Source organism: Stenotrophomonas sp. YJH_SMC_123 (genome assembly GCF_059368215.1).
Genome location: NZ_JCAFRM010000001.1, coordinates 702952 through 728647, shown reverse-complemented (window position 1 = coordinate 728647; position 25696 = coordinate 702952). Strand labels below are relative to the sequence as shown.

Annotated in this window: 30 protein-coding genes; 10 read left to right on the top strand and 20 right to left on the bottom strand. The window is 67.0% G+C overall.

From position 1 onward, the window contains the following. Positions 1 to 78 precede the first annotated feature (78 nt). On the top strand, positions 79 to 711 hold the full coding sequence (gene upp, locus AC5P5W_RS03465) for a uracil phosphoribosyltransferase (RefSeq protein WP_197574309.1): 633 nt from the start codon (positions 79 to 81) through the stop codon (positions 709 to 711). 114 nt (positions 712 to 825) lie between these two features. On the opposite strand, the gene AC5P5W_RS03460 is transcribed toward upp, so the two are convergent. Beyond that, positions 826 to 1305 carry an SRPBCC family protein gene (locus AC5P5W_RS03460; RefSeq protein ID WP_014646778.1) on the bottom strand — a complete coding sequence of 160 codons (480 nt, stop codon included), beginning with the start codon at positions 1303 to 1305 and terminating at the stop codon, positions 826 to 828. Next, complete coding sequence (locus AC5P5W_RS03455; RefSeq protein WP_229767398.1) at positions 1286 to 1711, bottom strand: ArsR/SmtB family transcription factor; 426 nt, start codon at positions 1709 to 1711, stop codon at positions 1286 to 1288. Before AC5P5W_RS03455 ends, AC5P5W_RS03460 begins: the two co-directional genes overlap by 20 nt. Positions 1712 to 1768: 57 nt before the next feature. On the opposite strand from AC5P5W_RS03455, the gene AC5P5W_RS03450 reads away from it, so the two are divergent. Beyond that, complete coding sequence (locus AC5P5W_RS03450) at positions 1769 to 2062, top strand: PsiF family protein (RefSeq protein ID WP_046430010.1); 294 nt, start codon at positions 1769 to 1771, stop codon at positions 2060 to 2062. Between the two features lie 85 nt (positions 2063 to 2147). Here the strand turns inward: AC5P5W_RS03450 and AC5P5W_RS03445 are convergent, their stop codons facing one another. From AC5P5W_RS03445 to rsmD, 6 genes are all read right to left on the bottom strand, one after another. Continuing rightward, a complete protein-coding gene (locus AC5P5W_RS03445) occupies positions 2148 to 3035 on the bottom strand; it encodes an MBL fold metallo-hydrolase (protein WP_019338337.1) in 888 nt (295 codons plus the stop codon). Positions 3036 to 3155: 120 nt separating this feature from the next. Continuing rightward, on the bottom strand, positions 3156 to 4886 hold the full coding sequence (ggt, locus tag AC5P5W_RS03440) for a gamma-glutamyltransferase (RefSeq protein WP_014646774.1): 1731 nt from the start codon (positions 4884 to 4886) through the stop codon (positions 3156 to 3158). Beyond that, positions 4883 to 5164 carry a YfhL family 4Fe-4S dicluster ferredoxin gene (locus AC5P5W_RS03435; protein ID WP_004153175.1) on the bottom strand — a complete coding sequence of 94 codons (282 nt, stop codon included), beginning with the start codon at positions 5162 to 5164 and terminating at the stop codon, positions 4883 to 4885. Before AC5P5W_RS03435 ends, ggt begins: the two co-directional genes overlap by 4 nt. A 133-nt stretch (positions 5165 to 5297) precedes the next feature. Next, positions 5298 to 5789: a hypothetical protein gene (locus AC5P5W_RS03430; protein ID WP_005409092.1), complete on the bottom strand. Its 492-nt coding sequence runs from the start codon at positions 5787 to 5789 to the stop codon at positions 5298 to 5300. A 60-nt stretch (positions 5790 to 5849) separates the two neighbouring features. Then, a complete protein-coding gene (gene coaD, locus AC5P5W_RS03425) occupies positions 5850 to 6359 on the bottom strand; it encodes a pantetheine-phosphate adenylyltransferase (protein ID WP_014036814.1) in 510 nt (169 codons plus the stop codon). A 26-nt stretch (positions 6360 to 6385) separates the two neighbouring features. After that, positions 6386 to 6964, bottom strand: coding sequence for a 16S rRNA (guanine(966)-N(2))-methyltransferase RsmD (rsmD, locus tag AC5P5W_RS03420; protein ID WP_164077410.1), 579 nt, complete (start codon positions 6962 to 6964; stop codon positions 6386 to 6388). Between the two features lie 720 nt (positions 6965 to 7684). Between rsmD and htpG the strand changes: the two genes are divergently transcribed. Further along, the gene (gene htpG, locus AC5P5W_RS03415; protein ID WP_197575567.1) at positions 7685 to 9577 is read left to right on the top strand and encodes a molecular chaperone HtpG; all 1893 of its coding nucleotides are present in this window, start codon (positions 7685 to 7687) and stop codon (positions 9575 to 9577) included. 215 nt (positions 9578 to 9792) lie between these two features. Here the strand turns inward: htpG and AC5P5W_RS03410 are convergent, their stop codons facing one another. Continuing rightward, positions 9793 to 10092 carry a hypothetical protein gene (locus tag AC5P5W_RS03410; RefSeq protein ID WP_014646771.1) on the bottom strand — a complete coding sequence of 100 codons (300 nt, stop codon included), beginning with the start codon at positions 10090 to 10092 and terminating at the stop codon, positions 9793 to 9795. A gap of 129 nt (positions 10093 to 10221) precedes the next feature. Here AC5P5W_RS03410 and ftsY point away from each other — a divergent pair, with 129 nt between their 5' ends. The 3 genes from ftsY to AC5P5W_RS03395 all read left to right on the top strand — a co-directional run bounded on the left by ftsY (position 10222) and on the right by AC5P5W_RS03395 (position 13035). After that, the gene (ftsY, locus tag AC5P5W_RS03405; RefSeq protein WP_197575565.1) at positions 10222 to 11553 is read left to right on the top strand and encodes a signal recognition particle-docking protein FtsY; all 1332 of its coding nucleotides are present in this window, start codon (positions 10222 to 10224) and stop codon (positions 11551 to 11553) included. Positions 11554 to 11635: 82 nt separating this feature from the next. After that, positions 11636 to 12760, top strand: a complete 1125-nt coding sequence (gene mutY, locus AC5P5W_RS03400; RefSeq protein ID WP_197575563.1) for an A/G-specific adenine glycosylase — start codon at positions 11636 to 11638, stop codon at positions 12758 to 12760. 5 nt (positions 12761 to 12765) lie between these two features. After that, positions 12766 to 13035, top strand: a complete 270-nt coding sequence (locus AC5P5W_RS03395; protein ID WP_049442323.1) for an oxidative damage protection protein — start codon at positions 12766 to 12768, stop codon at positions 13033 to 13035. A 74-nt stretch (positions 13036 to 13109) separates the two neighbouring features. Here the strand turns inward: AC5P5W_RS03395 and AC5P5W_RS03390 are convergent, their stop codons facing one another. The 10 genes from AC5P5W_RS03390 to AC5P5W_RS03345 form a co-directional block, all read right to left on the bottom strand. Then, the gene (locus AC5P5W_RS03390; RefSeq protein ID WP_032958624.1) at positions 13110 to 13559 is read right to left on the bottom strand and encodes a DUF6491 family protein; all 450 of its coding nucleotides are present in this window, start codon (positions 13557 to 13559) and stop codon (positions 13110 to 13112) included. A 107-nt stretch (positions 13560 to 13666) separates the two neighbouring features. Beyond that, on the bottom strand, positions 13667 to 14380 hold the full coding sequence (lolD, locus tag AC5P5W_RS03385) for a lipoprotein-releasing ABC transporter ATP-binding protein LolD (protein WP_049407617.1): 714 nt from the start codon (positions 14378 to 14380) through the stop codon (positions 13667 to 13669). Beyond that, entirely contained in the window at positions 14373 to 15614 is a 1242-nt protein-coding gene (locus AC5P5W_RS03380) for a lipoprotein-releasing ABC transporter permease subunit (protein WP_032958619.1), read from the bottom strand. Before AC5P5W_RS03380 ends, lolD begins: the two co-directional genes overlap by 8 nt. A gap of 23 nt (positions 15615 to 15637) precedes the next feature. Continuing rightward, the gene (locus AC5P5W_RS03375; RefSeq protein WP_041863309.1) at positions 15638 to 16087 is read right to left on the bottom strand and encodes a hypothetical protein; all 450 of its coding nucleotides are present in this window, start codon (positions 16085 to 16087) and stop codon (positions 15638 to 15640) included. Continuing rightward, positions 16038 to 16286: an FAD assembly factor SdhE gene (locus tag AC5P5W_RS03370; protein WP_005409080.1), complete on the bottom strand. Its 249-nt coding sequence runs from the start codon at positions 16284 to 16286 to the stop codon at positions 16038 to 16040. The genes AC5P5W_RS03375 and AC5P5W_RS03370 overlap by 50 nt, the downstream gene beginning before the upstream one ends. A gap of 75 nt (positions 16287 to 16361) precedes the next feature. Then, the gene (locus tag AC5P5W_RS03365; protein WP_005409079.1) at positions 16362 to 17147 is read right to left on the bottom strand and encodes a succinate dehydrogenase iron-sulfur subunit; all 786 of its coding nucleotides are present in this window, start codon (positions 17145 to 17147) and stop codon (positions 16362 to 16364) included. Between the two features lie 66 nt (positions 17148 to 17213). Further along, positions 17214 to 19004 carry a succinate dehydrogenase flavoprotein subunit gene (gene sdhA, locus AC5P5W_RS03360; protein WP_014646765.1) on the bottom strand — a complete coding sequence of 597 codons (1791 nt, stop codon included), beginning with the start codon at positions 19002 to 19004 and terminating at the stop codon, positions 17214 to 17216. Positions 19005 to 19035: 31 nt separating this feature from the next. Continuing rightward, positions 19036 to 19422 carry a succinate dehydrogenase, hydrophobic membrane anchor protein gene (sdhD, locus tag AC5P5W_RS03355; RefSeq protein ID WP_005409077.1) on the bottom strand — a complete coding sequence of 129 codons (387 nt, stop codon included), beginning with the start codon at positions 19420 to 19422 and terminating at the stop codon, positions 19036 to 19038. After that, the gene (sdhC, locus tag AC5P5W_RS03350; RefSeq protein ID WP_024958620.1) at positions 19419 to 19811 is read right to left on the bottom strand and encodes a succinate dehydrogenase, cytochrome b556 subunit; all 393 of its coding nucleotides are present in this window, start codon (positions 19809 to 19811) and stop codon (positions 19419 to 19421) included. The genes sdhD and sdhC overlap by 4 nt, the downstream gene beginning before the upstream one ends. A 56-nt stretch (positions 19812 to 19867) precedes the next feature. Continuing rightward, positions 19868 to 20038: a DUF1674 domain-containing protein gene (locus tag AC5P5W_RS03345; RefSeq protein WP_005409075.1), complete on the bottom strand. Its 171-nt coding sequence runs from the start codon at positions 20036 to 20038 to the stop codon at positions 19868 to 19870. Between the two features lie 39 nt (positions 20039 to 20077). Between AC5P5W_RS03345 and ygfZ the strand changes: the two genes are divergently transcribed. After that, complete coding sequence (gene ygfZ, locus AC5P5W_RS03340; protein WP_197575498.1) at positions 20078 to 20953, top strand: CAF17-like 4Fe-4S cluster assembly/insertion protein YgfZ; 876 nt, start codon at positions 20078 to 20080, stop codon at positions 20951 to 20953. A gap of 103 nt (positions 20954 to 21056) precedes the next feature. Here the strand turns inward: ygfZ and AC5P5W_RS03335 are convergent, their stop codons facing one another. Further along, on the bottom strand, positions 21057 to 22139 hold the full coding sequence (locus AC5P5W_RS03335) for an ABC transporter ATP-binding protein (RefSeq protein WP_014646762.1): 1083 nt from the start codon (positions 22137 to 22139) through the stop codon (positions 21057 to 21059). Between the two features lie 352 nt (positions 22140 to 22491). Between AC5P5W_RS03335 and zwf the strand changes: the two genes are divergently transcribed. From zwf to pgl, 3 genes are read left to right on the top strand one after another with little or no spacing between them, the layout of a single operon-like run. Next, on the top strand, positions 22492 to 23928 hold the full coding sequence (zwf, locus tag AC5P5W_RS03330; protein WP_014646761.1) for a glucose-6-phosphate dehydrogenase: 1437 nt from the start codon (positions 22492 to 22494) through the stop codon (positions 23926 to 23928). Next, positions 23925 to 24932, top strand: coding sequence for a glucokinase (gene glk / locus AC5P5W_RS03325; protein WP_014646760.1), 1008 nt, complete (start codon positions 23925 to 23927; stop codon positions 24930 to 24932). The genes zwf and glk overlap by 4 nt, the downstream gene beginning before the upstream one ends. Next, positions 24929 to 25654 (top strand): 6-phosphogluconolactonase, encoded by a 726-nt coding sequence (pgl, locus tag AC5P5W_RS03320; protein ID WP_014646759.1) that lies wholly within the window; start codon positions 24929 to 24931, stop codon positions 25652 to 25654. The genes glk and pgl overlap by 4 nt, the downstream gene beginning before the upstream one ends. Positions 25655 to 25696 lie beyond the last annotated feature (42 nt).

The window sequence follows — 25696 nt, the reverse complement described above, 5'->3', positions numbered from 1 at the left end:
CAGATCCAGGCCCGGTTTGGGGTTCGACACGCCAATCCGGCAAAATGGCCTCCTCTCTCCTTTTCCCCCTTCCCGACCATGAAGATCGTCGAAGTGCGCCACCCGCTGGTGCAGCACAAGATCGGCCTGATGCGCAACGCTGCGCTCAGCACCAAGGATTTCCGCGAACTGGCCAACGAGCTGGGTACGCTGCTGGCCTACGAGGCCACCGCCGACCTGGACACCGAGCCGCACATCCTGCCCGGCTGGGCCGGCCCGGTGACGGTGCAGCGTATTGCCGGCGCCAAGATCACCGTGGTGCCGATCCTGCGTGCCGGCCTGGGCATGCTCAGCGGCGTGCTGTCGCTGATCCCGGCGGCCCGTGTCAGCGTGGTCGGCCTGCAGCGCGACGAGGAAACCCTGCAGCCGGTGCCCTACTTCGAGCGCCTGACCGGCCGCCTGGAAGAGCGCGACGCGCTGATCCTGGACCCGATGCTGGCCACCGGCGGCACCCTGATCGCCACCATCGACATGCTCAAGCGTGCCGGTGCCCGCCGCATCAAGGGCATCTTCCTGGTGGCCGCGCCGGAAGGCATCGAAGCGGTCAAGGCCGTGCACCCGGACGTGGAGATCTACACCGCAGCCATCGATGCCCAGCTCAACGACAAGGGCTACATCCTGCCGGGCCTGGGCGACGCCGGCGACCGCATCTTCGGTACCCGCGTCGGTTGATCCGGTGAACCGGGGTCAGAGCCCTTTCACAGCGAAAGGGATCCGACCCCAACATCGCGGGGGTCGGACCCCTTTCGCAGAAAGGGCCCTGACCCCTCCACCCCGCATTCCGGCCTACAGCCCGGCGGCGAAGGCTTCCAGCTGGTCGATGGCGGTGTTCCAGCCGTCGAAGAAGCCCAGCTGCTCATGCTGGTCACGCAGCGCCTTGTCCGGGTGCATCACCCGCGCGGTGTAGCGGCAGCCCTGCCCCTCGTCCTCCATCGTGATCACGGCGGTAAAGCCCAGCCAGGGTGACTGCGGTCGCCAGCCCGCACCCAGCATCGAGGTGAACACCAGGCGCTGCTGCGGCACGATCTCCAGGAAACTGCCCGGATTGTCACTGCTGCCGCCATCGGGACCCTGCATGAAGGTGTGGAAGGCCCCGCCGGGGCGCAGGTCGAATGCGCGTACCTCGGTGGTCCACGGCTTCGGGCACCACCACTGGCGCAGCAGTTCCGGGTCGGTCCACGCCCGCCACAGGGCGGCGCGCGGTGCGTTCAGCACACGGCAGATCACCAGATCGGTGTCGGGGTTGTTACCTGCGTCTACGGCCATGGGCCTGCTCCTGTCGGTGAAGGGTTTCGACGAAATCGACCATGCGGTCGGAACGCGCTTCCCAAGCCGCACGCTGTTCTGCGAGCCATTGTTCGGCCTGGCCCAGCCGCGCCGGCACCAGTTCGCAGGTGCGTGTGCGCCCCTGCTTGTGGCTGCGCACCACGCCGCTGCGCTCCAGCACGGCCAGGTGTTTCATCAGTGAGGGCAAGGCCATCTCGAAGGGTTCGGCCAGCATCGACACCGTGCGCGGCCCCTGCCCCAGCGCCGCTACGATCGCGCAACGGGTCGGGTCGGCCAGTGCCTGGAAGACATCTTCAATGGCAGGATAATACTTACCCATATGGCTAAGTAATACGCCGGTCTGAACGTTGCCGCAAGCAGGCGCGGCACTGGCGTGATTCTTCACGTGGCCTTGCCGGCCCGAAGCGAATGCTCCGCGCACCCGCCACCCTTGGAGCTCCCGATGAAAGCCTCTTTCCTGCTGGCCGCCGTCCTGCTGGTCGGCCTGCCCCTGGCTGCCAACGCCACCACCCCGCAGCAGCAGCGCATGGCCGAATGCTCGGCCAAGAACAAGGGCTTGAAGGGTGATGCCTACAAGACCGCGCAGAGCTCCTGCCTCAGCGGCCACGCCGCCGAGACCAAGGCGGTCAATCCGCAGCAGGAACGGATGCGCAAGTGCAACGCTGACGCGGGCGCGAAGAAGCTGGCCGGTGATGCGCGCAAGACCTTCATGAGCAGCTGCCTGAAGTCGTCATAATCGTCGCGTCCGGATCGAACGCCATCCACGCATGGCGTGGATCTGCCACCGTCAGTGAAAGGCCGGGCATTGCCCGGCCTTTTCATTACCCCAGGGCGCGCGCCTTCAGCTCGCCCTGTTCGTGCAGGGTCACGAAACGTCCCTTGTCATCACGGCCCAGCTGCGCCAGCGCCACCTGCGGGTCGTGGGTGAAGAACAGCCGCACGTTGCGCGCCAGCTTGTCTTCAAGGAACTGCCGCTTCTCGTCGATCAGCAGCTCGGCGTTGCGGTCGTAGCCCATGGTGATCGGCACGTGTACCCATGAGCGCCCCGGGATCAGGTCGGCACAGAACACCACGCCACCATGCGCACTTTCGCCGGCATGCGCGTGACCGACGATCTCGGCCAGCATCAGTCCCGGCGTATGCCCGTCGCTGTAGCTGAAGCGCACGCTGCGGCCAAGTGCCTTCGAGTATTCCCCGTCCACCACTTCCAGCCGGCCACTGGCCTGCAGCAGGCCCGGCAGTTCCGGAATGAAGCTGGCACGGTCACGCGGATGCGGCTGCACGGCGCGCTGCCAATGCTGCGCACCGACCACATAAGTCGCATTGGGGAACAGCAGTTCCGGCTCTCGCCCTTCGCTCCATGCCGCCAGCAGGCCACCGGCATGATCGAAGTGCAGGTGGCTGAGCACCACCACGTCGATATCCTCGTGCTCGAAGCCGGCTTCGCGCAACGAATCGATCAGTACGTGCTGGCTTTCCTGCACGCCGTAGCGCTCGCGCATGCGCGGATCGAAGAACGCCCCGATACCGGTTTCAAACAGCACGGTCTTGCCTTCCAGCGGACTGGCAAGCAGTGCGCGGCAGGCCAGCTCGATGCGATTGAGCTCGTCCGGTGCCGCCCATTTTTCCCACAACGCACGCGGTGCGTTGCCGAACATCGCACCGCCATCGAGGCGCTGCGAGTTTCCACGAATAGACCAGAGTTTCATGCGTCGATTATCGGCGCCAGCCCGTTAAATAATCGCTAGAAAGGAAACAGAAAACCCCGCCGGCAAAGGCGGGGTTTCGGTAATCTGCCGGATTGCCGGCCAGCAGCCGGCGCTACCGGATCAGCGTGCCGGCACGACCTGGGCGCTGCCCACCGGGTTGCGGGGGTCGCTGCCGCCGAACAGCTTGTTCGCCTTGCGGTCCCATTCCACGGTCTGCAGGTTGCCCCACACGTGACTGGAACCGCGGCCGCCTGCGGCGACGTCACCCGGCAGGTCGATCTTGTGGCCCATCGCCTGCAACTGCTTCACCGTCGCCGCGTCGAACGCATCGTCCTCGGCTTCGATCAGGTCCGGCAGCCACTGGTGGTGGTAGCGCGGCAGCGCGGCAACCTGCTGTGCATCCAGGCCGTCGTCGTAGCCGAGGATGCCCAGCAGCACCATGGTGATGATGCGGCTGCCACCCGGGGTACCCAGCACCACGACCTTGTCGGCGTTCTCCATGAAGGTCGGCGTCATCGAGCTGAGCATGCGCTTGCCGGCCTTCGGCGCATTGGCCTCATAGCCCATCACGCCGAACGCATTGGGCGTGCCCGGCTTCAGCGCGAAGTCGTCCATCTCGTTGTTCAGCAGCACGCCGGTGCCCTTGGGAATCAGCCCCGAGCCGTACAGCAGGTTGACGGTCTGGGTGGCGCCGACGCGGTTGCCATCGCGGTCGATGATCGAGAAGTGCGTGGTCTCGTCATCTTCCAGCGGCGTCGGATTGCCCGACAGCAGGTCGCTGGGCGTGGCCTTCTCCGGATGGATGGTCGCCCGCAGGCCCTGCGCATAATCCTTGCTGGTCAGCACTTTCTGCGGGATCTGCACGAAGTCCGGATCGCCGAGGAAGAAGGTGCGGTCGCGGTAGGCGCGGCGCATCGACTCCACCACCAGGTGGGTGCGGTGGGCCGGGTCCATCTTCCTGATGTCCCAGCCTTCCAGGATCTGCAGCATGCTGGCCAGCGCGATGCCACCGGACGACGGCGGCGGCGCGGTGGTGATCTTCCAGCCGTTGTAGTTGAACACGATCGGCTCGCGCTGCTTGACGCGGTAACCGGCCAGTTCTTCAGCGGTCCACTTGCCGCCAGCCTGCTTCACGCCCGCCAGCAACAGCTTTCCGGTCTGGCCCTTGTAGAAGCCATCAAAGCCACCCGCGGCCAGGCGCTCCAGCGTCTGCGCCAGTTCCGGCTGCTTGAACAGGTCGCCGCTGGCGATCGGCTTGCCATTGCGCAGGTAGACCTCGCGCGTGCCGGGATAGCGCTCCATCACTTCACGCCGCGACGCGTAGCCCTTGGCCATGCGGTCGTACACCGGGAAACCTTCGCGCGCGATGCGGATCGCCGGCTGCAGCGAGGCCGACAACGGCAGCTTGCCGTGCTTGGCCGACAGCTCGACCAGCGCTGCGGGCAGGCCGGGAATACCCGCCGACCAGGCACCGTTGACCGAACGATCACGGTCCAGGTTGCCCTGCTTGTCGAGGAAGGCCTGCGGGGTCGCCGCGGCCGGGGCGGTCTCGCGCGCATCCAGCATCACATCCTTGCCGGTGGCCGCGTCGTGCAGCAGGAAGAAGCCGCCGCCGCCCAACCCGGAACTGATCGGCTCGACCACCGCCAGCGTGGACGACACCGCCACTGCAGCGTCGAAGGCGTTGCCGCCCTGCGCCAGGATGTCGATGCCGGCCTGGGTGGCCAGTGCGTGGCCGCTGGCAATGGCCGCGCCATCAGGGCGATCGGCACGGGCCGGACTGTCAGCCCAGGCCATGGGGCTCAGCAGCAGGCCGAGCAGCAACAGGGGGCGGACGATCAGCGTCTTCATTCGGATGGGGGCTCCGCGTAGAGTTCGGGGTGATCGTGCTGCAGCTGGCGCAGCTTGGCCAGCAGCTGGTCTTCCGTTTCCACGATCTCCGGGTCCGGGTCGATGCACTCGACCGGGCAGACGACCACGCACTGTGGCTCGTCGAAATGACCCACGCATTCGGTGCAGCGCGCAGGGTCGATCACGTAGATGGTTTCACCCATCGCAATGGCCTGGTTGGGGCAGGCCGGCTCGCACACGTCGCAGTTGACGCAGAGCTCGTTGATTTTCAGCGACACGGCGATACTCCTCGCCCGCGCCCTGGGACAAAGGACCGGCCAGCGCGGGCGCGCGGGCCGGTCAGGTCATCAGCGGCGCCCCTTGCAGGATGCCGCCCGGGCCATGCCGGAGCATGGCCGCCATGGCTCGGTATTACTTGGCTTCGACGAAAATGTACTCGGCACCGGTCGGCTGGATCGCAGCCTGCACGCGGGCGTTGTCGGCCGACTGGCCGATGAAGACGACGCGCACGCCCTTCATCGAATCCGGCGACACGTCCTTGAACACGGCCTGGATCATGTCAGCCATCTTGCCCGAGGCCGACGAACCGAAGGCCAGCATGTTGCCCGGCTGCACGCCACGGGCCACGGCCTGGGTCGCGCTCTCGGTCTGGCGCTCGTACTTGGCCTGGAAGTCCGGGTCCGATTCCGGCGAGAGGTAGTACAGGAACGGGCTGTTGGTGATGTTGCCCATGTTCTGGATCGCCACTTCCTGCAGGTACTTCTTCCAGCCTGCATCGTCGTCCTTGGCCGGGGCGACCAGGGCCTGCTTGGCCTCGTCGACCGGAGCGGCCTCTTCCTTCTTGCAGGCGGTGAAGGCCAGGGCCAACGAAGCGATCAGCATCGCGCGCATGGTGGTGTTCATGGGTTTCCTCCCGGAATGGTGCGTGGTGGTGTACGTAATGGGGTGCGGGTACAGCGGGGCTTACGACTGTGCCGACTTCGCTTCGCGGACCTTGCGCAGGGCTTCGAGCACCGCGGCCGGCACGAAACCGGACACGTCGCCGCCCAGGCGCGCGATCTCGCGGACCAGCGAGGACGAAATGAAGCTGTGCTGCTCGGCCGGGGTCAGGAACAGGGTCTCGACCTCGGGGATCAGGTGGCGGTTCATGCTGGCCATCTGGAATTCGTACTCGAAGTCGGACACCGCGCGCAGGCCGCGCAGCAGCACCCCGCCCTGCACCGAACGTACGAAATGGGCCAGCAGGGTATCGAAGCCGATGACCTCGACGTTGCCGTGGTGGGCCAGCGCGCCACGCGCCAGCTGCACGCGCTGCTCCAGCGGCAGCGCCGGGCCCTTGGACGGGCTCTGCGCCACGCCGACCACGACCTTTTCGAACAGCGGCGCGGCCCGGCTCACAAGGTCGATATGACCGTTGGTGATGGGGTCGAACGTGCCGGGGTAGACGGCAATGCGGCGATTGGCCACGGTCATGGGCGGATGCAGATGTTCAGATGAGGTCAAAGTGTAGCAGTGGCACGGCGGTACAGGGCAAAGCGCACCTCGCGGGTGCCACCCTCGCGGTGCAGCAGCCAGTCCGGCGGCAGCACCGGCACGTGGCCGGCCGGCGATTCCAGGTACAGCCAGGCGTCAGCGGCCAGGTGCCGCGGCAGCTGGGCCAGCACGTCCTGCCACAGGCCATCGGCAAACGGCGGGTCGATGAAGACCAGGTCGGCCTGCTGCGCCTGCGCCCCTTGCAGCCAGCGCAGGGCATCGGCCTGCACGACGGTGATCTGGTCGCTGGCCTGCAGCCTGGCGACGGCGGCGGTCAGGTTGCGTCCCAGCTGCGCATCGCGCTCGACCAGGGTGGCGTGGGCAGCGCCACGCGAGACCGCCTCCAGGCCCAGCGCGCCACTGCCAGCGAACAGGTCCAGCACGCGGGCGCCGCCGAGCTTGGGCATCAGCCAGTTGAACAGGGTCTCGCGCACGCGGTCGCTGCTGGGGCGAAGGCCCGGCAGGGTCGGCACCGACAGCCGGGTATTGCGCCAGCGCCCGCCGATGATGCGGACCTGGCCGTCATTGCCACCGCGGCCGCTCATCGGCGCCCCCGGCGGGAGGAATTCGAGAAATTCAGCATGAGCGGGATTGTAGTTCGGCCGGGCGGCGCCCGGCACCCGCAGAAGCCGAAGCAACAGCAACAGCGGGCATCCCCGTGGGATGGCGGGGTGGGTCCGGTTGAGGGGGACGCTGCAAGTACGTCCATGTAAGCTCGGTCGCCGCATCCATGCGGCTCACGCCCCCTCAACCGGACCCAGCCCGCCTTCGACAGTTTCCTGCGATCTGTCGGAACGGCTCTTGGGGTCAGATCCGTTTTCCTGCGGAAAACGGATCTGACCCCAGATTTATTTCGATATCTGACAGATGTGTCGACCAAGGTCGACACCTACCAACAGCCGCGGGAAATCTGTCAGAGGCGGGGCGGTGTGGGGTGGCAGGACCGTTGGCGCCATGGATGGCGCCATCGAGCCCCCATGGGTGAGGGCGCTTTGCTTGCGAAGCACTGCTTCGCAAGCGCCCGAACGCCCAGCCGCCAGCGGCTGGGCCGGCCCCCGGAGGGGGGTTTACGGCGTGTCCTGCCCACCCACACCGCCCCGCCATCCCACGGATAGCCCGCTGTTGCTGTTGCTGTTGCTGTTGCTTCGGCCTCTGCAGGTGCCGGGCGCCGCCCGGCCGACCAACCCCTTGATTTCGGGACAATCAGCCATACCCCTTGGCGAGGCCGCACGCGCTGGCGCGGCATTGCACATGGAGCCCTATCGATGACCGAGACCACCCAGACCGAAACCCTTGGCTTCCAGACCGAAGTCAAGCAGCTGCTGCAGCTGATGATCCACTCGCTGTACTCCAACAAGGAGATCTTCCTGCGCGAGCTGGTCTCCAACGCCGCCGACGCCGCCGACAAGCTGCGCTTCGAGGCCCTGACCCAGCCGGCCCTGCTGGAAGGCGACAGCGAACTGCGCGTGCGCGTCAGCTTCGACCCCGCCGCCCACACCATCACCATCGAAGACAACGGCATCGGCATGAGTCGCGCCGAGGCGATTGCCCATCTCGGCACGATCGCCAAGTCCGGCACCGGCGATTTCCTGCGCCAGCTGTCCGGCGACCAGAAGAAGGATTCGCAGCTGATCGGCCAGTTCGGCGTCGGCTTCTACAGCGCCTTCATCGTTGCCGACGAGGTCGAAGTGACCTCGCGCCGCGCCGGCCTGGCCGCAGGTGAAGGCGTGCGCTGGACCTCGCGCGGCGAAGGCGATTTCAACGTCGCCACTGTCGACAAGGCCGAGCGCGGCACCCGCATCGTCCTGCATCTGAAGGATGGCGAGCATGATTTCGCCGACGGCTGGCGCCTGCGCAGCATCCTCAAGAAGTACTCGGACCACATCGGCCTGCCGATCCAGATGCCGAAGGAAGGTGGCGAAGAAGGCGCCACCGTCGAGTGGGAGACCGTCAACCGCGCCAGCGCGCTGTGGACCCGTCCGCGCACCGAGATCGGCGACGCCGAGTACACCGAGTTCTACAAGCACGTGGCGCACGACCACAGCGATCCGCTGGCGTGGAGCCACAACAAGGTCGAAGGCAAGCTGGAGTACACCTCGCTGCTTTACGTGCCCGGCCGCGCGCCGTTCGACCTGTACCACCGCGATGCGCCCAAGGGCCTGAAGCTCTATGTGCAGCGCGTGTTCGTGATGGACCAGGCCGAGCAGTTCCTGCCGCTGTACCTGCGCTTCATCAAGGGCGTGGTCGACTCCAACGACCTGTCGCTGAACGTCTCGCGCGAGATCCTGCAGTCCGGCCCGGTCATCGATTCGATGAAGGCGGCGCTGACCAAACGCTCGCTGGACATGCTGGACAAGCTGGCCGCCGACAAGCCGGAGCAATACGCCACGTTCTGGAAGGAATTCGGCCAAGTGCTGAAGGAAGGCCCGGCCGAGGACTACAACAACCGCGAGAAGGTGGCCGGGCTGCTGCGCTTCGCCTCCACCCGCGGCGACAGCGATGCGCAGACGGTGTCGCTGGCCGATTACCTCGGCCGCATGACCGAAGGCCAGGACAAGATCTACTACCTGACCGGCGAGAGCTACAGCCAGGTGCGCAACAGCCCCCACCTGGAAGTGTTCCGCAAGAAGGGCGTGGAAGTGCTGCTGCTGACCGACCGCATCGACGAGTGGCTGATGGGCTACCTGACCGATTTCGACGGCAAGGGCTTCGTCGACATCGCTCGTGGCGATCTCGACCTGGGCGCGCTGGAAACCGAAGCGGACAAGCAGGAGCAGGAAGCCGCGGCGAAGGACAAGCAGGGCCTGGTCGAGCGCCTGAAGACCGTGCTGGGCGATGACGTGGCCGAAGTGCGCGTGTCACACCGCCTGACCGATTCGCCGGCGGTACTGGCCATCGGCGAACAGGACCTGGGCCTGCAGATGCGCCAGATCCTGGAAGCCAGCGGGCAGAAGGTGCCGGACAGCAAGCCGGTGCTGGAAATCAACCCGGGCCACCCACTGATTGCCAAGCTGGATGCCGAAGCCGATGGCGCGCGTTTCGACGACCTCGGCCGGGTGCTGTTCGACCAAGCCGCGCTGGCCGCCGGTGACAGCCTGAAGGACCCGGGTGCCTACGTGGCGAGGCTGAACAAGCTGCTGCTGGAGCTGTCGGCCTGATCGACAGGGGGGAGCCGGGCATGGCCCGGCTTACCCGGCGGTGCTCTGGTAGAGGCCGACCTTGGTTGGCGCCCCAAAAGCGTGCCAGCCAAGGTTGGCACCTACCGGGGCGGATCGAGCGTGCCAACCAAGGTTCGCAGCTACCGGCGCGGGTAGAGAGTGCCAACCAAGGTTGGCACCCACCAGGGGCGGCGGTTGGCGCCTGCCGAAGGGGCTCAGGCGTCGCGATCCAGCAGCGAACCCAGCATCTGGTCCTGGCGGCGGATCACCGCGGCATTGGCGGCGAAGGCCACCACCTCGGCTTTCGCGGCCAGCAGGTCACCCAGCGGCGCGCCGGCATCGGCGCCGACGGGAATCACCGCGGCCTGCACCCCACCCTGCCCGGCAGCACTGCGCTGCAGCTGCAGGCGCTGGGCATCCGGGGTCGCCAGGTTGGCCACGTTGTGCGCAGCCACCTGCACGCCCTGCTGGGACGCACGCATCCCGCCGAGGGCAATTCCCATCACGTTGTCCATGGCGGTCTCCGGGCCGCACGACGCAGCCCTCCGGACCGGTTAACGGCCGGCGGGCCGCGACCTTGAGTCCACATCGGCCCGACAGGCCCGAGTGGTAGCATATCCCCCTGATTTCAGCGCCTTTTGCCAATGCTCAGTTTTTTCCGCCGCAAGAAGCCCCAGGATGCCCCCGCAGCGGAGGCACCCAAGACCCAGCACTACTCGGCTGAAGAGCTGGCGGCGGCGTTCCCGTCGGCCGCGCCGGTCGAGGACAAAGAGCCAGCACCGCTAGCCGTACCGGCCGCGCCTGCGCCGGCCGAGCCGCCGCCGGCAGCCGTCGTTCCGGTCGCTTTCGAGCCCACCCCGGTGGTTCCGGCTCCGGTGGTTCCGGCTCCGGTCGTTCCCGCTCCGAGCGCTCCGCAATCGGCCGCCCGGATCGACGTCGCCCCGGTGGCGGCCCCGGCCATCGAACCGGCACCCGCACCAGTGCCTCAGCCCACCCCGGCACCGGTCACCGACGACCTGCCTGCCGCCGCCTCGATCGATGCCGTTCCGGCGCCTGCCGGCAAGCCCGGCTGGCGCGAACGCCTGCGCAACAGCGTCATCGCGCGCAGCTTCGGTGGACTGTTCTCGCGCAACCCCAAGCTCGACGACGATCTGCTGGACGAATTGGAAACCGCACTGATCACCGCCGACGTCGGCGTGGGCGCCACCACCGATCTGGTCGAGGGCCTGCGCAAGCGCATGAAGTCGCGCGAGTTCGCCGACGCCAATGCGCTGCTGGCCGCGTTGCGCGCCGAGCTGATCGCGATCCTGCAGCCGGTGGCCAAGCCGCTGGTGATCGATCGCAACGCCAAGCCCTTCGTGGTGCTCACCGTCGGCGTCAACGGCGTCGGCAAGACCACCACCATCGGCAAGCTGGCCAAGCGCTTCAAGGACGACGGCCACAGCCTGATGCTGGCTGCCGGCGATACCTTCCGCGCCGCCGCCGTGGCCCAGTTGCAGGCTTGGGGCGAGCGCAACGGCGTAGCCGTGGTCGCGCAGGGGCAGAACGCCGATGCCGCTTCCGTGGCATTCGACGCGCTGCAGGCCGGCAAGGCCCGCGGCACCTCGGTGCTGATCGCCGATACTGCCGGCCGCCTGCACACCCAGTCCGGCCTGATGAACGAGCTGGGCAAGATCCGCCGCGTGCTCGGCAAGATCGACCCCACCGCCCCGCACGAAGTGCTGATGGTGATCGACGGCACCACCGGCCAGAACGCGCTGTCGCAGTTGCGCCAGTTCAATGCCGCAGTGAACGTGACCGGCCTGGTGGTGACCAAGCTGGACGGCACTGCCAAGGGCGGCGTGGTGTTCGCGCTGGCCCGCGAGTTCGGCATCCCGATCCGCTTTGCCGGTATCGGCGAGCGCCCGGAAGACCTGCGCGTGTTCGACCCGGAAGCCTTCGTCGACGCCCTGCTGCCCGAAGCGCTGGGCGCCTGATACACCGCGCAGCCACGCATCGCGTGGCTCTACCGCAGCCTGGTAGAGCCACCCCACGGGTGGCTGCCTCTCTGGAACTCCAATGCCCCGCCAGCCGCACGCCAGCGCCGAAACTGCAGAACGGGACGGTTTCGTCGCCCGCCTGCTGCACTGGTTCGACGACCATGGTCGCCACGACCTGCCCTGGCAGCACCCACGCAGCCCCTATCGGGTCTGGCTGTCGGAAATCATGCTGCAGCAGACCCAGGTAGCCACGGTCATCCCGTACTTCCAGCGGTTCCTGCAGCATTTCCCGACGCTGCCCGACCTCGCCGCCGCCAGCAATGACGCGGTGATGGCGCAGTGGGCCGGGCTTGGCTACTACGCCCGCGCACGCAACCTGCATGCCGCCGCGAAGCGCTGCGTGGAACTGCACGACGGCGACCTGCCGCGCGATTTCGATGCCTTGCATGCCCTGCCCGGCATCGGCCGCAGCACCGCAGGTGCGATCCTCAGCCAGGCCTGGAACGGTCCGTTCGCGATCCTCGATGGCAACGTCAAGCGCGTGCTCAGCCGCTACCACGGCATCGACGGCTTTCCCGGCCTGCCGGCCATCGAGAAACAGTTGTGGTCGATTGCCGAGGCGCACGTGGCGCAGGTGCCGGCCGGGCGAATGGCTGACTACACCCAGGCACAGATGGACCTGGGTGCGACGGTGTGCAGCCGCGCCAAGCCAGCCTGCGTGATCTGCCCGCTGCAGGACGCGTGCGTGGCGCGCCGCGAAGGCCGTACCGCCGAACTGCCCACGCCCAAGCCCAGCAGGACCCTGCCCGAGCGCGAAGCCGTGGCCCTGCTGCTGCGCGATGCCCAGCAGCGCGTGCTGCTGCAGAAGCGGCCGGACACCGGCATCTGGGCGCAGCTGTGGACGCTGCCGCAGGCCGATGCCGGCAGCGTACTGCAGGACTGGTTCGACGCGCACGTCGAAGGTTCGCTGGAAGACGCCGAGGAACTGCCCGTGCTGCAGCACACCTTCAGCCATTACAAGCTGCACCTGCAGGTACTGTCGCGGCAGGTGCACGGCCTGCGCGTGGAAGAACCCACGCTGCGCTGGGTCGCCAACGACGAGCTGCCCGCGCTGGGCCTGCCAGCGCCGATCCGCAAGCTGCTCGACGGCGTCACGATCAAGGCGCCGAAACGAAATTCCAAGAAACCCCGCAACCACGAGTGAGTGCCATGTCCCGAACCGTCTTCTGCCAGTACGAACAACGCGATGCCGAGGGCCTGGACTTCGTGCCCTACCCCGGCGAACTGGGCCAGCGCATCTTCAGCAACATCGGCAAGCAGGCCTGGGCCGCGTGGCTTGCGCACCAGACCATGCTGATCAACGAAAACCGCCTGTCGCCGCGCACCCCGGAGCATCGCGCATTCCTTGAGGGCGAACTGGTCAAGTTCCTGTTCGAGAAGGACGCGGAAAAGCCTGCCGGCTTCACCCCGGAAGCCTGACCCACAGGTAGTGCCGGCCGCTGGCCGGCATCGCGCAGATGCCAGGTTGCCGGCCAGCGGCCGGCACTACCGCGCTATTTCGTATTTTCCTCGCGCTCCTGCACCTGCGCCTGGCGCAGCTCCTGCTCGGAGGCACGCAGTGCCTTCACGTCCAGCTTGCGGATGCTGTTGATGAAGCAAGGCATGCGCGGGCCACCGGTCGGGTCGCGCACCAGCACCTTGTCGAAACGCGATGACACGCGGCCCATGCTGCTGGTCAACCCGATGGCGGTGGCGTACGACAGGTCCGGGCACGGACCACTCAGTTCCAGCAGGTAAGCCTCGCTCGGCCGGGTCCACACCGCCAGCGCGCTGTCACCCAGTTCGGTCCAGCCATTGAGGCTGCCGAAGAACTGCATGTCGTTCTGCGGCGCGCCGGCGTGGGCGCGGTACAGATCCAGTTTCTCGGTACTGCTGAGCCGGCCGGTGGTCGCGCAGGCGGCCAGCGCCAGGCAGAGTCCGGCGATCAGGATCGGGGTCTTCATGGCGATCTCCTCGGGGAACCTGCTGCGATCATGCGCCGGCCGATGTGCGGCCGGCGCGAGGGCAGGTAAACCCGTTCAGGCGCCGGGAGGCGGCCGTTGCCGGCCGCTCAGACGTCGGCGTGGGCCAGTGCGTGCAGGCGCCCTTCGCGCAGCTCCAGCACCCGGTCCAGGCGCCGCGCCAGGCTGCGGTCGTGGGTAACCAGCACTAGGCTGGTATGACGCGCACGGTTGAGTTCCAGCATCAGCTCGAACACGGTGCCCGCGGTGCGGTCATCCAGGTTGCCGGTCGGCTCGTCACCGAGCACGCAGGCCGGATGATTGACCAGCGCACGTGCCACCGCGGCACGTTGGCGTTCGCCGCCGGACAGCTCGCCCGGCTTGTGGTCCAGGCGATGTCCGAGGCCGACCGCTTCCAGCAGCGTGGTGGCCCGGCTGCTCGCTTCGGCCACGGCAGTGCCGGCCAGCAGCACCGGCATCATCACGTTTTCCAGCGCGGTGAATTCCGGCAACAGGTGGTGGAACTGGTAGACGAAGCCCAGCGCCTGGTTGCGCAGCAGGCCGCGCGCGGTATCCGACAGCGCCGACATGCGCTGGCCCGTGACGTACACCTCGCCTGCAGTCGGAACATCCAGCCCGCCCAGCAGGTGCAGCAGCGTGCTCTTGCCGGCACCGGAGGCACCGATGATCGCCACCGTCTCGCCGGCGGTCACGGTCAGGTCCAGTCCATCGAACACCGGGGTCTGCATGCGCCCTTCGGCGTAGGTCTTGCCCAGTGCTTCGGCGCGGATCACCTCATCGCCGCGGTTGAAGACCTTATTCATAACGCAGGGCCTCCGCCGGCTGGGTGCGTGCTGCCCGCCAGGCGGGATACAGGGTGGCCAGGAAGCTCATCAGCAGCGCGACCACGGTGATCGCCACCACGTCGCCGGTCTGCATGTCGGTCGGCAGGCCGGTGATGTAGTACACATCCTCCGGCAGCAGCTTGACGTTGAACACGCTCTCGATTGCACCGAGGATGCGTTCCAGGTTGAGGGTCAGGGTGATGCCGCCGATCAGGCCGGCCAGCGTGCCGAAGATGCCGATCAGCGAACCCTGCACCATGAACACCTGCATCACCCCGCCCGGGGTCAGGCCGAGGGTGCGCAGGATGGCGATGTCGGCCTGCTTGTCGGTCACCAGCATCACCTGCGAGGACACCAGGTTGAACGCACCCATGGCGATGATCAGCGACAGCAGGATGCCCATCACCACCTTCTCCATGCGCAGCGAGTGGTAGAGGTTGGCGTTCTGCTGGGTCCAGTCACTCACGCGGTAGGCACCACCCAGGCTCTGCGCCAGGTCCACGCCCACTTCCAGCGAGCGGTCCATGTCGTGCAGTTTCAACCGCACGCCGGTGGCGCCGTCGCTGCGCAGCACGCGCTCCAGGTCCTGCATGTTGGCGAAGCCGACGCCCCGGTCGACCTCGTTGTAGCCGGCCTCGAAGATGCCACTGACGGTGAAGCGTTTCATCCGCGGCACGGCACCGGCAGGCGTGCCTTGCACTTCGGCGAAGGTCACCAGCACCTGGTCACCGACGTCGACGCCGAGCCAGATCGCCAGTTCCTTGCCCAGCAGCAGGTTGAAGCTGCCCGGCGTCAGGCTGGCATAGCTGCCCTTGGTGACCTTCTTGTCGATCACCGATACCTTCGGCTCCAGCGCCGGATCGATGCCCTGGATGATCGCGCCCTGCACGCGCGGGCCGCTGATCATCGACTGGATCTCGATGTACGGCGCGGCACCGGCCACGCGCGGATCCTTGCGGGCCACGTCGACCACGCGCATCCAGTCCGGCATCGGCTCGCCGTCGCGGCTGATGGTGGTGTGCGCGGTCATCTGCAGCAGGCGGCTGCGGATTTCCTTCTGGAATCCGCTCATCACCGCCAACGTGGTGATCAGCACCGTAACGCCGAGCGCGATGCCCAGGATCGATGCCATCGAGATGAAGGAGATGAAGCCGTTGCGGCGCTTGGCGCGCAGGTAGCGCAGGCCAATGGCCACGGGAATGGGTTTGAACATGCAGGCACGCCGGTCAATTCAGCTTATGGTGCCATCGTCCGGGGCTGACGGGAAACGGCGCGTGCGGCTACGGCCAGTCGCAGTTCACGTCGCTGCCCGGAATCGAGCACGTCCGGCCAGAACAGCAGGCGCTGGCGGCGCCGATCCTCACGCCACAGCAACAACAGCCATGGGCCACGCACCACCAGCCGTGGCGTATCAACGTCCTGCCCGGCCACCTGCAGTGGCTCGGGAAGCGGCGGCAGAAGCACCTGCACGCGCGGCCTGCGCTGGCGCCAGGCCAGTTCGGCCAGGCCCGTGCACCAGGCCAGCACCACTGCGGGCATCAGCAGCCGTGAAGGCAGATCCGATGCGCGCAGCAGCCACGGCGCAGCCAGCAGCACCGCCAACTGGGCGGCGGCCTGCAGCCGCGAGGGGCGCCACTCAAGGCTTGAGGGCGAGGATCTTCTGCATGAGGGGGATCGCGTGCGCATGCGGGCAGGCCTCGTAGCCCATGAACCAGCGCCACAACTTATCGTCCTCGCAGTCGAGCAGGAACAGGAAAACCTCGCGCTCTTCGGTCGGCGCAGTGCTCCACTCGTGGTCCAGGTAGCGGCCGAACAGCTGGTCCAGCTCACGCATGCCGCGGCGGCAGCGCCAGCGCAGCTTCTTCAGCAGAACGTCTTCTTCCATCGAGCTTCTCCAGATACAGCAAAGCCACGCATGGCGTGGCTCTACTGGGGTCATGCAACTACCCTGCGCCGTGTATCAGGCGCGGCGTTCCATCATCAGCTTCTTGATCTCGGCGATCGCCAGTGCCGGGTTCAGGCCCTTCGGGCAGGTCCGGGCGCAGTTCATGATGGTGTGGCAGCGGTACAGCTTGAACGGATCTTCCAGATCGTCCAGGCGCGCACCGGTGTCCTCATCGCGCGAGTCGATGATCCAGCGGTAGGCCTGCAGCAGGATCGCCGGGCCCAGGTAACGCTCGCCGTTCCACCAGTAGCTCGGGCAGCTGGTCGAGCAGCAGGCGCACAGGATGCACTCGTACAGGCCGTCCAGCTTCTTGCGGTCTTCCGGCGACTGCAGGCGCTCGCGGTCCGGCGGTGCCGGGGTCTGGGTGCGGATCCACGGCTTGATCGACGCGTACTGCGCGTAGAAGTGGGTCAGGTCCGGAACCAGGTCCTTGACCACGTTCATGTGCGGCAGCGGGTAGATCGGCACTTCCTTCTTGCCGCAGTCCGAGATGGCTCGGGTGCAGGCCAGGGTGTTGGTGCCGTCGATGTTCATGGCGCACGAACCACAGATACCTTCGCGGCACGAGCGGCGGAAGGTCAGGGTCGGGTCGATCTCGTTCTTGATCTTGATCAGGGCGTCCAGGACCATCGGGCCACAGGCGTCCAGATCGACTTCATAGGTATCGGTGCGCGGGTTGCTGTCGTCGTCCGGACTCCAGCGGTAGATCTTGAAGGTGCGCACATTCTTGCCGCCGTTCTTGACGGGGAAATGCTTGCCCTTCGTGATCTTGGAATTCTTGGGGAGTGAAAACTCGGCCATGGCTGCTCTCGTTGGCTCAGGCGGCCCGCGCCCGTGGGCGCGGATTGCATGGTAGGCGGGGTCGGATCAGTACACGCGCGGCTTCGGCGGCACCACGGACACGTCGTCGGTCAACGTGTACATGTGCACCGGACGGTAGTCGAAGCTGCACTTGCCCTTCTCGTCGACGCTGACCAGGGTGTGCTTCTGCCAGTTGACGTCGTCGCGGTCCGGGAAGTCCTCGTGCGCATGCGCGCCGCGGCTTTCCTTGCGCTGTTCGGCCGAGTTGATCGTCGCCACCGCATTGAGCAGCAGGTTGTTCAGCTCGTAGGTCTCGATCAGGTCCGAGTTCCACACCAGCGAACGGTCGGAGACCTTCACGTCCTGGAACGAGTCGAAGATCTTGTCCATCTTCTCGCAGCCTTCCTTCAGCGTCTGGCTGGTGCGGAAGACCGCCGCGTCGGCCTGCATGGTGCGCTGCATGCGATCGCGGATGACCGAAGTCGGGGTATCGCCGTTGGCGTGGCGCAGCTTGTCCAGCAGGCCCAGCGCCTTGTCGCAGGCATCGGCCGGCAGCGGCTTGTGCGCAGCGCCCGGCTTGATGGTCTCGGCGCAGCGGTTGGCCACGGCACGGCCGAACACCACCAGGTCCAGCAGCGAGTTCGAGCCCAGGCGGTTGGCGCCGTGCACGGACACGCAGGCCGCTTCGCCGATGGCGTACAGGCCCGGCACCACGGCATTGTCGTTGTCGCCGACCTTCTGCACCACTTCGCCGTGGTAATTGGTCGGGATGCCGCCCATGTTGTAGTGCACGGTCGGGATGACCGGAATCGGCTGCTTGTGCACGTCGACGCCGGCGAAGATGCGGGCGCTCTCGGCGATGCCCGGCAGCTTCTCGTCGATCACGCCCGGGCCGAGGTGGGTCAGGTCGAGCAGGATGTGGTCCTTGTGCTCGCCGACGCCGCGGCCTTCGCGGATCTCGATGGTCATCGAACGGCTGACCACGTCGCGCGAGGCCAGGTCCTTGTAGTGCGGCGCGTAACGCTCCATGAAGCGCTCGCCGCTGCTGTTGCGCAGGATGCCACCTTCACCGCGGACACCCTCGGTGATCAGGCAGCCGGCGCCGTAGATGCCGGTCGGGTGGAACTGCACGAACTCCATGTCCTGCATGGCGATGCCGGCACGCATGGCCAGGCCGCCACCGTCGCCGGTGCAGGTGTGCGCCGAGGTGGCGCTGAAGTAGGCACGGCCGTAGCCGCCGGTGGCCAGTACCACGCCCTGGGCGCGGAACAGGTGCAGGGTGCCGTCGGACATGTCCAGGGCCAGCACGCCGCGGCAGGCGCCTTCCTCGTCGAAGATCAGGTCGAGCGCGAAGTACTCGATCATGAAGCGCGCGTCGTGCTTCAGCGACTGCTGGTACAGCGTGTGCAGCATCGCGTGGCCGGTACGGTCGGCCGCCGCGCAGGTACGCTGTGCCGCCGGGCCTTCGCCATACTTGGTGGTCATGCCACCGAACGGACGCTGGTAGATCTTGCCTTCGGCGGTGCGCGAGAACGGCACGCCGTAATGTTCGAGCTCGATGATGGCCGGGATGGCCTCACGGCACATGTACTCGATGGCGTCCTGGTCGCCCAGCCAGTCCGACCCCTTGATGGTGTCGAAGAAGTGGTAGCGCCAGTCGTCCTCGCCCATGTTGCCGAGCGCGGCCGAGATACCGCCCTGGGCGGCAACGGTGTGAGAACGGGTCGGGAAGACCTTGGTCAGGCACACGGTCTGCAGGCCCTTGGCGGCCAGGCCGAACGTGGCGCGCAGGCCGGCACCGCCGGCGCCGACCACGACCATGTCGTACTTGTGTTCGGTGATCTTGTAAGCGGACATCTAATCTGGATTCCTGTGTAGGTGCCTGGGCTCAGGCAACGCCGAGGGCGATGCGGCCCACCGCAAACACACTGACGATCATGCCGAGCACGGCGACGAACTTCACCGCGGTCTGCAGCACCAGGGCCAGCAGCGATTCGTGGATGTAGTCTTCCAGCACGACCTGCATGCCGAGCTGCGCGTGCCAGAACATCGCGATCAGCAGGCCGATCAGCGGCACCGCGTTCCACGGCTTGGCCACGGCGGCGGCGGCGGTGGCGTAGTCCGAGCCCAGCAGGCCCAGCACGAAGACCAGGAACCAGATGCCCAGCACCACCAGTGCGGCGGCGGTCAGGCGCTGGTGCACGAAGTGCTCGGTGCCGGTCTTGGCCGAGCCAAGGCCGCGCACGTTCTTCAACGGGGTACGGAACTTGCTCACGCGGCACCTCCGAACATCACATAGGCCCACACCAGCAGGGTGATCACCAAGCTGCCGATGACCGACAGCCAGCTGCTGCGGATGAAGGCGGGGATGCTGAAGCCGATGGCGAAGTCCTGCACGACGTGGCGGATGCCATTGCACAGGTGATAGGCGAACGACCATGTCCACGCGAACAGGAACACGCGGCCATACCAGGCCCCGGCATGGCCGGTGAAGCAGTTCCAGGACTCGGGCCCCATCATCAGGGCCAGCAGGCCGGCGGCGATGATGAGGGCACCAACAGACAGAAAGACGCCAGTGGCTCGATGCAGGATCGAGGTGGCCATCTGAATCTGCCAGCGATACACCTGAAGGTGCGGGGAAAGTGGGCGTTGTCTGGTCGCCATTCGCTGGGCTCGTTGTCTCGGCTGGGCGGCACACGGCCGCGTTGGCTCAATGCTGATCAGAAATCGATGCAGCGTCCGTTTTTCTCCCAATCGCCATACCGCACCGGATCAAGTCCGCCGCGGCCGCCGAATTCTTCCGCTTTTTCCTGTTCCACGGGCACGGGTGCCGCGGGGACCAGCGGGGCTTCAGATTCGTCGTCGGGAGTGGGGGTTGTTTGGCCTATCATGTTCGGTCTCGCAACGCACAAATTTTAGACCTCGTTCACGTGCCTGACAACCTGCCCCCTGCTTTCGTCGGATATCCGCGCCTGCCCGGCCACCAGCTGCTGAGCCTGCAGGGCCCGGATGCGGCTGTCTTTGCCCACGCGCAGTTCAGCAGCGATGTCACCGCCCTGCCCCTGCAGCACTGGCAGTGGAGTGCCTGGCTGAGCGCCAAGGGCCGTACCCTGGCGGTGTTCCAGCTGCTTCGGCTGGCCGACGAGCACGTGATGCTGGTGCTGGCTGACGGCGATGCCGATGCGATTGCGTCGCAACTGCAGCGCTTCGTGTTCCGCCGCAAGGTGAAGGTGCAGGTGCGCAGCGATCTGGCGGCGGCTGGCGCGTTCACCGCGCCCGAGGCCGCCAGCGGCGCGGCGATTGCGCAGACCGCAGGCGACGGCTGGGAGCTGGACCTGGGCAGCGATGCCCTGCCGCGCACCCTGCGCGTTGGCAGCGCCGACGCGTTCGCGGCCGGCAATGAAGCCGATGAGGCCGCTTTCGCCCTGGCCTGGCGCCAGGCCGACCTGCGCTACGGCCTGCCGCGGCTGGAAGAAGGCCAGCGCGAAGTGTGGACCCCCCAACAGCTGGGCCTGGACCGCCTGAACGGCTACAGCGTGAAGAAGGGCTGCTATCCCGGCCAGGAAATCGTCGCCCGCACCCACTTCCTCGGCAAGGCCAAGCGTGCGGTGCAGTTGCTGCATACCGCAGCACCGGCACAGGCCGGCGATGGCGTGCAGCAGGATGGCGCGGGGCTGGGCACGATTGCCAGCGTGGCCGGCGACCTGGCACTGGCGGTACTGCCACTGGAGGCCAGCGACGCTGACCTGCAGGTGGGCGATGCCATTGCGCAGCGCGTGCCGTTGCTGGATGGCCTGGCCCGCTGAAGCAGGCGGGGACCTGCACGGGTGGGTGCAGGAATGGTAGTGCCGGCCGCTGGCCGGCAACCATGCAGGGTTGAGGTTGCCGGCCAGCGGCCGGCACTACCCCTTACAGGCGCGCGCCGGTTTCCGGATTGAAGAAATGCAGGCCCTGCGGGTGGATCGCCACGCGGATCTGCTCGCCCACCTCGGGCAGCGCCTGCGGCGCCACGCGCATGGTCAGCGCGTGCTGGCCACTGCTCAGGTTGACGAAGATCTCGTTACCGACCGGTTCGATGCCTTCAATGCGTGCGACGAACGCATGCGCATCGTCGGCGGCCGCCGGCTGCAGGTGCTCCGGACGCACGCCCACCGCGATCGGCTTCTGCAGCCAGGCCGGATCGATGGTGGCCTGGCCCAGCGGTGCACGCCACTCACCATCGACCACGGTCACGCCACCGGCATCGCCCTGCAGCGTACCGCGCAGCACGTTCATCGCCGGGCTGCCGAGGAAGCCGGCCACGAACAGGTTGGCGGGGCGATCGTACAGCGCCATCGGCGTATCGATCTGCTGGATGACGCCATCCTTCAGCACCACGATGCGCTGGCCCAGGGTCATCGCTTCGACCTGGTCGTGCGTCACGTAGATCATGGTGGTGCCCAGCTTGCGGTGCAGCTGCGCGATCTCGGTACGCACGCTGTGGCGCAGCTTGGCATCCAGGTTGGACAGCGGTTCGTCGAGCAGGAACACCGCCGGCTCGCGCACCAGCGCACGGCCCAGCGCGACACGCTGGCGCTGGCCACCGGACATCGCCTTGGGCAGCTTGTCCATCATCTCGGTCAGGCCCAGCGTCTGCGCCGCCTCGGCGATGCGCTTGTCGATGGTCGCCTTGTCGTGACCGCGCAGCTTCAGGCCAAAGGCCAGGTTCTCGGCCACGGTCATGTGCGGGTACAGCGCATAACTCTGGAACACCATCGCGATGTCGCGATCCTTCGGCGCCACGTCGTTGACCACGCGATCACCGATGGTCAGCGTGCCGCCGCTGATCTCCTCCAGGCCAGCCACCATCCGCAGCAGGGTCGACTTGCCACAGCCGGACGGGCCGACCAGCACCATCAGCTCGCCATCGGCGACCTCGAAGCTGGCGTCCTTCACCGCGACCTGGCCGTTGTCATAGACCTTGCGCACACCCTGCAACTGCACTTTTGCCATATCACCTATCCGGTCCGCCCGAAGCCGGGCTGTCTTTTGGGACTGCCTCGGCCCTCCCGATGGCAGTGATGATTGCGCGCTTGCCGCATGACGGCGAGCACTGCAATCGAATACAGTTGCCCATTCTGCCATGTAAACGTTTTCACGTGGCACTATCCGATGATCGGTGCGCACCGATCTGCGTCGGCGGTTGAACGAAGGTTCCGCCGAGGCAGTGGTTTCGAATGGAACGGTCTTCCGGCACCCCGGAGAACGCCCCTGACGAACCTCGGACAGGCAGTTGCGCGGATGTCCCCCGAACCCAGCCATGAAGCGATTGACAACGATGTCACCCGGATCTGAAACTCGAGCGATGCACGACACCCTCTTCCTGTTCGGTGCCACAGGTGATCTGGCCCAGCGCTACCTGTTCCCTTCGCTGCTTCGCCTGCTTGGCGACGGCCTGCTGCCGGAGGACTTCCGCATCCGTGCGCTGGCCCTGTCCGGGCATGACACCGAAGCCTTCCATGACATCCTGCGGCCGCGCCTGCAGCAGGCCATGCCGATGGCCACGCAGGACGACATCAGCGCCCTGCTGCGTCGCATCGACTACCGCTCTGTGGACCTGCGCGACGTCGACTCGGTTGCCGCCGCGGTCGCCGACCTCGTGCACCGCAAGTGCGTCAGCTACCTCGCCATCCCGCCGGGCCTGTACATCTCCACCTGCGAAGGCCTGGCCAAGGGCGGCGCCCTCGCCGCGCCGGCACGCCTGATGCTGGAAAAGCCGATCGGCAGCGACAGCGAGAGCGCCGAGGAAATCATCAGCACCATCGGCCAGTGGATCGATGAGGACCGCGTGTTCCGCCTCGACCACTACCTGGGCAAGGCCGCGGTGCAGAACCTGATCGCACTGCGCTTCGGCAACACGCTGCTGGAAGCGGTGTGGAACCGCAACTACATCGAATCGGTGCACATCCTGGTGGCCGAAAGCGAAGGCGTGGATGGCCGCGATGCCTATTACGCCCGCTCCGGCGCGCTGCGCGACATGGTGCAGAGCCACATCCTGCAGCTGCTGTGCATGGTGGCGATGGAACCGCCGGCATCGCTGGAAGCCGATCGCATCCGCGACGAGAAGGTCAAGGTGCTGCGCGCCCTGCGCCCGCTCGATGCCAGGCACGCCGCGCGTGACAGCATCCGTGGCCGCTACACCGCCGGCACCATCAATGGCCAGCCGGCACAGGCCTACCAGCCGCCGGAAGGCAGCGACGTGGAAACCTTCGCCGGTGTCACCGCGCATATCGACAACTGGCGCTGGAGCGGCGTGCCGTTCCACCTGGTCACCGGCAAGCGCCTGCCCGAGCGCACCACCCGCGTGGTGGTCACGCTGAAGCCGGTCACCCACTGGCTGTTCGAGCGCCCGCAGCGCGCGCAGGCCGCACCGAACCGCCTGGTGTTCCAGCTGCAGCCGCAGGAAAACATCGAACTGGGCCTGATGAGCAGCCTGGCAGGCCCGGAATGGGGCGCGCTGGAGCTGCATCCGCTGGAGCTGGAACTGTCGGTGCCGACCGGCCTGCACCGCCGTATCGCTTACGAACGCTTGTTCCTGGATGCCTTCAACGGCAACCACACGCTGTTCGTGCGCGATGACGAAGTGCGTGCGGCCTGGGCCTGGATCGACAGCGTCGCCGACGCCTGGAAGGACGCCAAGCTGCCGCTGGAGCCCTACCCCGCCGGCCAATGGGGCCCGGGCAATGCGGGCGGGTTCCTGCCGCAGGACCTGGACGCGCCCGACAGCGGAGCGTCGGCATGAGTGCCAGCTCGCAGCCAGTGCTGGTCGCCGACATCGGTGGCACCAACGCGCGCTTCGCCCTGGCCGACACCTCGCTGGACGCACCGCTGCAGAAGGACAGCATCCGCGAGTACGCGGTGGCGGAGTTCCCGTCGCTGGGTGATGCCGCGCGCCACCATCTGGAACAGATCGGCGCCACGGCAAGCCGCGGCGTGTTCGCCGTGGCCGGTCGCGTGGATGGTGACGAAGCACGCATCACCAACCATCCGTGGGTAATCTCGCGCAGCCGCACCGCTGCCATGCTCGGGTTCGACGAACTGCACCTGATCAACGACTTCGCCGCACAGGCGATGGCGATTTCGCTGCTGCAGCCCGATGACGTGGTCCAGGTCGGTGGGGCTGCCTGGGTACCGGGCAAGCCCGGCCAGCCACGCAACTACGCGGTGATCGGGCCCGGTACCGGGCTCGGCGTCGGCGGCCTGATCATGCGCCACGGCCGTTGCTATCCGCTGGAAACCGAAGGCGGCCATGTCAGCTTCCCGCCGGGAACCCCGGAAGAGATCCGTATCCTGGAGATCCTGTCCGAGCAGTTCGGCCGCGTCTCCAACGAGCGCCTGATCTGCGGCCCCGGCCTGGTCAACATCCATCGCGCCGTGTGCGAGATGGCCGGCATCGATCCGGGCCAGCTGCAGCCGGTGGACGTGACCGCCCGCGCCCTGCACGGCGATCCGCAGGCGATGCGCACCGTGGATGTGTTCTGCGCCGTGTTCGGCGCCATTGCTGGCGATCTGGTGCTGACCCAGGGCGCCTGGGACGGCGTGTTCCTCACCGGCGGGCTGACCCCGAAGATGCTCGATTCGCTGCAGCACTCCGGTTTCCGCCAGCGCTTCGAGCACAAGGGCCGGTTCTCTTCCATCATGGCGCGCGTGCCCTCGTTGGCGGTGATGCATCCCCACGCCGGACTGCTGGGCGCCGCCGCCTATGCCGCCGACGCCGAACGTGACGCACCTGGAGTTGCCGCATGAGCCCCACCACCTTCCACGACGACCGCATCGAGTTCATCAACCATGGCGATGCCGATGGCTGGATCGAAGCCGTTGCCGCCGAGATGGCGCACACCCTCAACCACGACATCAACGAAGTGGGCCGCGCCCGCATCCTGCTGTCTGGCGGCACTACACCGGCGCCGGTCTACCAGGCGCTGGCCGAGTTGGACGTGCACTGGGACCGGGTGGAAGTGAGCCTGGCCGACGAGCGCTGGCTGTCGCCGCAGGATCGCGACAGCAATGCCTGGCTGGTGCGCGAGCACCTGCTGAAACGCGCCGAGGGTGCGCATTTCGATCCACTGGTGCGGATCGGCAAGCCCCTGCCCGAATGCGTGTACACCGCCAACCTGCAGGCACAGCACAGCCAGCCGCCGAGCCTGGTGGCACTGGGCATGGGCAACGACGGCCACACCGCCTCGCTGTTCCCGGGCTCGAAGGACCTCGCCCGCGCACTGGAAAGCACCCTGCCCTATGCCGCGCTGGATGCCACCGGCTGCCCGGGCGCGAACCAGTGGCCGCTGCGCATCACGCTGACCCCGCATGGGCTGCGCCAGTGCCGACAGCGCCTGCTGCTGCTGCGCGGCAAGCAGAAGCTGCAGGTGCTGCGCCAAGCGTTGGACAGCAACGACGCCCAGCAGTATCCGATCCTCAACGCGATCAACCTGGAAGGCGCGCGCCTGCGCGTCCACTGGGCTGATTGATGTCGGCGGCGGCGCCCTGGCGCCGCTTGCCTCTCGCCACCT